Source organism: Streptomyces cylindrosporus, from assembly GCF_022698165.1.
Taxonomy (GTDB): Bacteria; Actinomycetota; Actinomycetes; order Streptomycetales; family Streptomycetaceae; genus Streptomyces; species Streptomyces cylindrosporus.
The window spans coordinates 385,896-392,167 of the sequence record NZ_JALDAY010000013.1 but is presented as its reverse complement, the minus strand read 5'-3'; the positions used below and the strand labels follow the sequence as shown (position 1 = coordinate 392,167).

The following is a 6,272-nucleotide window of genomic DNA, read 5'->3' as shown; positions in this document are numbered from 1 at the left end:
CCTGCTACTCGGAGTGGACGACGTGCCAGCGCTGCCCGCCGTGTGATCGCGGGTCCCCCTGGTCGGCATTGGCTTTGTAGGTGGAAACGGACACCACTTGTCGACGAGTCCCAACACCACTTGTCGATCACAGGGCCCCGAAATGTCGATGAGAACTGACACCACTCTGGCAGGGACAGCCGATGTTCGCAGGCGTCGATGATGAACGGCGCAGGTGCGCGTTCGGGCGGTGCGGCTTGGAGTGGTCCGGCCTGTCCTAGAAGGTGCTCTGCGACGGTTCCCAGACCGAGCAGTCGTGAGCGAAGAGAACGCGTCGGGGATCGAAGTCGGCGAGGCGCTCCAGCCAGTGCTGGTAGGCGGGAAGAGGCTGCTCCACGCCGTGAAGTGCCGCTTGGCGGGCCAGCTGGTCGGATGCGAAGTGGGAGGCGAAGTCGTGGGCCTGGCCGGCGAGGACGACCGTGCCGTCGGCTTGCCGGAGGACCAGCGACTGATGCCCTTGGGTATGCCCTGGTGTCGGAATGATCCAGACTCCTGGCCAGACCTCGGCCTCACCAGCGAGTTCCTCGTAGGACGCGGTGGGGAAATCGATCAGTTCGTCGAAGGTGTAGTCGCCGTTGCGGGCGGTGGCCAGTTCAACGTTCTGGACCAGGATGGGCTTGCCGCCCAGGAGAGGGTTCCCGCCGCAGTGGTCGAAGTGGAGGTGGCAGTTCGCGACGAGGGCAATGTCCTCAAGAGCGACTCCGGCCGCGGACAGCGCACGCTGGAGGTCTCGGCGTCGGGGACGGTAATGGGCTTCGGTCTCGGGGTCCGCCTTGCCGATGCCGGTGTCGAACAGGATCAGGCCGTGATCGTGTTGCACCAGGTAGGCGAGAACAGGTTCGACCCGCGGCTGCGGGCCGCCGGTCTCCGACGCGGGCCGGATGAAGTACCCGAGATCGAGCCGACGCATCGACATGTTCTTCCCCATGCGGCCAGCCTGTCAGGTTCAGGCGTCCAGGTCGGCCAGTCTGCCGAGAGCAGAACCACCACCACCGACACCGGGCGCTGTCGCTCCCGATCGACAACCGGTGTCAGCACTCATTGATAAAGCCACGGCATGGCGCTGCCACCGAACCCCTCCCGCGACATCGGTCGCATGGTCTCCGAGTTCATCACCGGCGAGCCAATCGAGCTCGTCGCCCCGGTGGCCGCCTGACCGCCCCTCCCCCACCTCGGTGCGGGCGCCCTCCCGGCCCCGTGCCGCCGCTCAGCTTGTTCTTTATGGTCTGAGTCGGTTTCGTTCGGTGATGCTCTCGGGTCGTTTCACGGTTTTGCCCACGTCGTAGCGGGTGGCGGGCCGCCGGTTCTTCGATCCAAGTGGTCTTCCAGGGCCGGGAGTTGATGGTTTCGGCGCACGGGCCGGACAGACGAGGTGGGAACGGAGGTTCCTGAACCCCCGGCGGACTCGGGCCGGGGTGAGGCGGGCGGGCTCTGCGGGTTTCTCCCAAGGGTGGCGGAGGTCTGCGGCAGCCTCGCGGGTGAGCCGCAGCTGGGTGTGGGCGGCGATCACGAGCCAGGTCCACCGGTCCGCAGCCTCGGGGATGCGGAGCTTCGGGCGGGTCCAGCCGAGCGTCTGCTTGAGCATGCGAAAGGTATGTTCCAGGTCGAAGCGGCGCAGGAACGCCTGCCAGCGCAGGTCCACGTCCTCGCTGGTCATGACGGTCTTGGAGGACCACAGCCAGATCGGCAGCGGGTCCTGGCCGCCAGGCAGGCGGTCGACCTGGAGACGGAGCAACGTGCCTTCGAGGAGCGGGAGCTCACCCTCGTGGTCGATCCACGCGGAGCGGGTCGTGAGCCGGGGATGGATGCGGTCCCAGGCCATGGCCTGGGCGGTGCCGTACCGGTTGGTGACCTGCGTCGTCGCCGCGTCGGGCTCGCCCTAGGTCTCGGGCCTGGCGAAGCGGAACTCCTTGCTGTGCTTCGGCGGCCTGCCGCCCTGGGGATAGGCAAGGGCGTATTCCTTGAGCGAAGGAGCGGGCCGCCGCATGACGCGGTCCGCGCGCATCCGTCCCATCACCTCGACGGGCAGGCCATCGAGGAGGTAGGCCATGCGCGGGGCGTCGAGCCGGCGTCGAAGATGACCAGGATGTCGGGGTCCTCTGGCTCCACTGGCCGCTCTCGATCAGGTCGGTCACGACCCGGCGGACCTGGCCGACGGTGACCTCGGCGACGTCGTCGTCGGGGCCAAGGCGGACAGCGTCCAGCAGCTGACACCACGAGGTGCGGCCAGCCTCCAGGGCGGCGACGAAGGAGTACGGCCAGCCGGGGACGAACTGGTCGCTGGAGCGTCCGTTGCGGCCATAGACGTGGCAGAACAAGCGGTCCGGGCTGCACGGGGCGTCCGACCGCAGCCAGTTGGTCACATCGACCGCCAGGACGAGCCGGTTGTCGGCGGCCTTGGGCTGCGGCAGCATCGCCAGCGCCCTGCGCAGCCCGGCCACGTCGACGCGGCCACAGTTCAGCGCGTCGTAGAGCCCACCGTGGCCGCGCCGGTGCTCGGCCAGCAGCGTCAGGTCCACCGGCCAGGTCACCGGCCCGTTCTCGCAGAGCATCGCGTCGCACAGCTCGAACAGAGTGTCACCGCGCCGGGTCAGACACGCGTACAGGTCCTCCCGGAAGTGTGACGTGAAGTCGAACGCGTCCCGCCGGGCATCGTCGTGCAGCACACTCACCTCTGCGGCCTTCGCATACATCTGTTTCCTTGGCGGAACGCAGGATCATGCGAGGGCCGTCCGCTTGTCAGGTGAATCCTCGGACGAGCGAACTCGTTCGAGGTGTGGTTCGGAGCCATGGCACTATGTTCGGCATGACGACGAACCGAAAGGTCCATGCCGCGTAGACGGCCAGGGCACGTCCGGGCCGGCACCTCCCGTCGCCACCGGACACCAGACGCAAACCCCGTCATCGACGGCCTGTCCTCGCGAGCGCTATCGGAGATCTCCCGTCTCGAGCGCAGCCGGAATTATCTGCAGCCAGGCGACGTCAGCGCAGCCGTGCGCTTGTGGAGGGACTACGTCCGTCGTCCCGAGCGCGAGCTGTGGCACGACTACGAGTGGGGCAACGTCCACTGGTACTGCTGCGGCAATCCCCTTGAAGCGCGTGCGCTCCTCGACACCGTGACGCAGGCCATATCTCCTCGAACTGCCCGCGAACTCCGTCAGATCATCGACAGATGTGATGACGTCTGGAACCGACCGTCACCGCCGTACGACACGGGCAGAGGTTAAAAGACAAGCTCAGAGCCTGTTCCTGAGGCCGACATGACATGACGCTTGAACGCGCGGCTCGTTGGGTCTTCAAGGATGTGAGGGCGATCGGGGGCGGTCCGGAACCGAATTGGTGGAGCGCACGTCTCCCGCACCATGATCTCAAGTGAGCGCCAAGAGCACGCGATTTCCACCAGGCTAGTCTCGCCGTCCGCGGTGAGTGTGGATCCGTCGAAGGCCAACGACTACAACAGCTTCGCCGAGGCGTACACGGCCGCAAACGAAGCCAACCTGGTCAATGCCTACTACGAGCGGCCCGCGATGCTGGCTCTCGCTGGAGATGTGGCCGGTCGGCGGATCCTCGACGCAGGCTGCGGCTCGGGGGCCCTGTTGGCCGCGCTGCGCGACCGTGGCGCCATTGTGAGTGGCTTCGACACGAGTGCCGGGATGCTGGAGCAGGCTCGGCAGCGGCTCGGTGACGGTGCGGATCTGCAGGTGGCGGACCTGGGCAGTCGGCTTCCTTACGCTGATGACACGTTCGACGATGTAGCGGCGTCGCTGGTGCTGCACTACCTGGAGGACTGGGGGCCGGCGCTGGCCGAGTTGCGACGCATACTCAGGCCGGGCGGTCGGCTGATCGTGTCTGTCGACCACCCTTTTGCCGTCAACCTCATACACCGCGAGGCCGGTCGCGAGGCCGAGTGCAACTACTTCGACACCACCAAGTGGACCGTAGAGTGGACCGTGGACGGCCAGACCGCCCTGGTGAGCAGATGGCACAGGCCGCTGCACGCGATGATCGAGGCTTTCATCGGGGCCGGTTTCCGGATAACAGTCATCAGCGAGCCGGAGCCTGATCCCGCCGCCCGCGAGCTGTTCCCCGAGGCCATCGCGGCCGCGCCGCGCTTCCTGTGTTTCCTGTTCTTCGTCCTGCAGGCGGGCTAGGCAGTTTCGTTTGGATCAAGGGTGCGGACCGGATCGATGGACAGCGAAGGGGAGTCTGACTGCAGGTTGATCTCGCCCCAGTCACCCAGGATCTTGTAGCTGCTGTCGACCCTGGTGAGGGAGTCGACTGAGCCGTAGTCGGCGCTCCCACTTGTGGCTAGGGCGGCGTTCAGCGGGCTCTGGCACAGATCTTGTGGAGCGGTCACGGAACGTCACTCAAGCAGTATCAACTTGCGGAGTAGTTCGAATCCGGCTCGACCATAGAACTGCCGTTTGATCTTTTTCACCCTATTCACGGCGCCTTCCGTACCGCCGGAGCTCCAGTGCACGGTGAGACCGGCGATCACGGCCTCCAGATCGGCAGTGAGGCCGTGGGTGAATCCGGTGATGCCGGGCAGTTGCGCGGCGCGGGCGGCGCTGATCCAGTCCGGCAGGTCGGCGCCGGTGCGGCGGGCGAGCATCTGGGCGAAGTCCCGTACGAGGTCGTGGGCTTGGTCCAACTCGGGACAAACGTCGAGGACGGCCTTGAGCTGGGTGCTTTCATCCTCGGTGAGGGTGTCGGGGTGGCGGGTGATCCAGCCAACGACGGTGCGAACGGACGGAGCGGCGCGGGCCGTAAGGGGTGCGTCGGGCCAGTCCAGGCGGCTGCGGGCCCAGTCTCGCAGGCTCGTGTAGGGCACTCGGTGGCCGCGGCCGGCGAGTTCTTCGCGCAGGTCCTTGATGGTGATCGCGCCGTCGGTTTCGTCGATGCGCCGTTGCAGGTAGGACAAGTGCACGTCGAAGCGACTGGGACGTGTGCGACGCCCTGTGACCATGTCCTGCCACCGATCTGCCCGTGCGTATCGCTGCACGGTGTGCCGCCCCCAGCCGAGGTGCCGGGCGATGGCCCGCAGCCCCATGCCCTCGCTCAACAGGCCGTGGACCAGGGCGTGATGGGCTCGCATCCGCTCGGCCCGACGGCCAGTGGGCATGGGAGCGACGGACGGGTCAACCTCGGTCTCGCTTTTCGCGGCCGACGCGACGATGGCTTGATCGTCCACTGGGGGAACTATGGTGCGCAAGCAGTCACGGTGCGCCGCGACGCACTTCTCGACGGCCTGGTTGAGGTTCTGGAGAATGTGAAACCTGTCGGCGACCTGCAGTGCGCCAGGGGCGCCGAGTGCTGCGGCCTCGGCGTACGCCCCCGCGCGGTCCCTGCAAATCACGTCAGCTCCTGGATGCGCCTTCAGCCAGGCTGTCAGCGGTGCTGCCTCGCGGCCGGGCAGTACGTCGATCGGATGGTGGCGTTCGCCGTCCGTGATCACGGTGGCGTACGAGTTGCCGCGGCGGGTGGCGAAATCATCGACGCCGATCACCCGTGGAGTGCTGAACTGCGGATCCGGCAGGGACATCACCCGGCGCAGAAGCGTCATCCGCCCGGCTCCCAGGCCGAGTTGGGCCGCCATCCTTGCGCCGGCCCGTCCGGCCAGCGCGAGCCCGATGATCTCCAGCAGATGGCCGAGCCGGGTGGTGAAGCGCGCGTACGGGCAGGCCAGGTGCGCGAACGGCTCGACGAACGTGCGGCGCGGACACGTACTTGCGTCGCAGACGAAGCGCCGGACCGTCAGCAGGATCACGACGCTCCACTCGCCGAGCGGGAGGTCCCGCAGTCTGCGCTGGTAGGAGCCGTGCACGCGCGCCGAGTTGTGGCCGCAGTCCGGGCAGGCCGCCCCGACCGCACGTCCACTGGCCACGATGTCGATCGTCCCGAAGGCGGCGGTCACCTTCTCGACAGCCATCTCGTCGATCCCGTCGAACATGAGCGTCTTCCACAACGCTGCGTCGGTCTCCATGACCGGCACCGTCACCAACGCCAGCCCCGGAACGGTGAGCTCCACGCCGACATGATGGAGCGTCAGTAAATGCTGTCTGGAGGCACGGCGCACGCGGTCTCACAGAAGCCCTGCCCATCACAATCGAACACCAGGGTGACGCTCCGCGACCGCTCCACAAGATCTGTGCCAGAGCCCACTGAACGCCGCCCTAGCCACCCGGGCCCAGCCTTCACATCACTCCTCCGAAAATCAGCTGCCCCTGGGTCGG

Annotated in this window: 3 protein-coding genes and 1 pseudogene; 1 reads left to right on the top strand and 3 read right to left on the bottom strand. The window is 67.0% G+C overall.

Annotated features, from left to right (window positions below; translation table 11 throughout):
* Window positions 1–256: 256 nt before the first annotated feature.
* Complete coding sequence (locus MQP27_RS38810; protein WP_242774197.1) at window positions 257–967, bottom strand: N-acyl homoserine lactonase family protein; 711 nt, start codon at window positions 965–967, stop codon at window positions 257–259.
* Window positions 968–1,258: 291 nt separating this feature from the next.
* Window positions 1,259–2,732 (bottom strand): annotated as a pseudogene (locus tag MQP27_RS51225) (NF041680 family putative transposase).
* A 669-nt stretch (window positions 2,733–3,401) separates the two neighbouring features.
* Here MQP27_RS51225 and MQP27_RS38795 point away from each other — a divergent pair.
* Complete coding sequence (locus tag MQP27_RS38795; RefSeq protein ID WP_242774191.1) at window positions 3,402–4,190, top strand: class I SAM-dependent methyltransferase; 789 nt, start codon at window positions 3,402–3,404, stop codon at window positions 4,188–4,190.
* Window positions 4,191–4,402: 212 nt separating this feature from the next.
* Here MQP27_RS38795 and MQP27_RS38790 read toward each other — a convergent pair whose 3' ends face one another.
* Window positions 4,403–6,067 carry an ISL3 family transposase gene (locus MQP27_RS38790; protein WP_242774189.1) on the bottom strand — a complete coding sequence of 555 codons (1,665 nt, stop codon included), beginning with the start codon at window positions 6,065–6,067 and terminating at the stop codon, window positions 4,403–4,405.
* Window positions 6,068–6,272 lie beyond the last annotated feature (205 nt).

Coding starts and splice junctions, on each gene's coding strand:
- MQP27_RS38810 (WP_242774197.1), bottom strand. CDS start 967: ATGGGGAAGAACATGTCGATGCGTCGGCTCGATCTCGGGTACTTCATC.
- MQP27_RS38795 (WP_242774191.1), top strand. CDS start 3,402: ATGATCTCAAGTGAGCGCCAAGAGCACGCGATTTCCACCAGGCTAGTC.